Here is a 563-nt window from a genome sequence, read left to right on the forward strand (position 1 = left end):
GCCTGGAACAAGTAGGATTCGATGGCCCTTATCGGCGAGACGCTCAAGTTCAGCCAGTGCGAGCTTACACACGGCAAGATCACGCATGATGCTCCCGCCGAATTTGAGAACAATCGAAAAGCCATATGGTGGAAAACCTTTTATTGAGCAGTCCATCGGCTTGCCATCCCGCCCTCAGGCAACAGATACGATCTCAGGAATTTTTGAAGCTAGGTTTGGAAGCGCTGCCCAGACCTTTTGAAACGCGGCCGCGTACAATTTCATCACTTCAACGTCGTTTGGTGGAGCGATCTCCGACACGTAAAACATGGTGTTCAATATCTTCATGGCGTTTGGAAAATCGGTCCTTGACCATTGGCCGCAGATATCCGGCAGATATTCAAAGACGGGCTTCGTCAGCCAGACCGCAACGGGAACTCCCTCGGCTTGAAGAAGCTTAATGATGAAATCCCTGGCCGTAGGGCCAGGTAGAAAACCGAGCTTTTCCGGCTCAAGACGCAACGGGAGATTCAGCATCGATTGTTGATGATCTGCTGGATCGAAAAGAGGCAGAAGCCCTGAGA

The 563-nt window shown here is 51.2% G+C and carries 1 pseudogene; it reads right to left on the reverse strand.

From position 1 onward, the window contains the following. Positions 1–174: 174 nt before the first annotated feature. Positions 175–563 (reverse strand): annotated as a pseudogene (locus EN780_RS37005) (DegT/DnrJ/EryC1/StrS aminotransferase family protein); the annotation flags it as partial.

The sequence above is a fragment of the Mesorhizobium sp. M4B.F.Ca.ET.089.01.1.1 genome (assembly GCF_004022605.1).
In the GTDB taxonomy this organism is placed as follows: domain Bacteria; phylum Pseudomonadota; class Alphaproteobacteria; order Rhizobiales; family Rhizobiaceae; genus Mesorhizobium; species Mesorhizobium abyssinicae.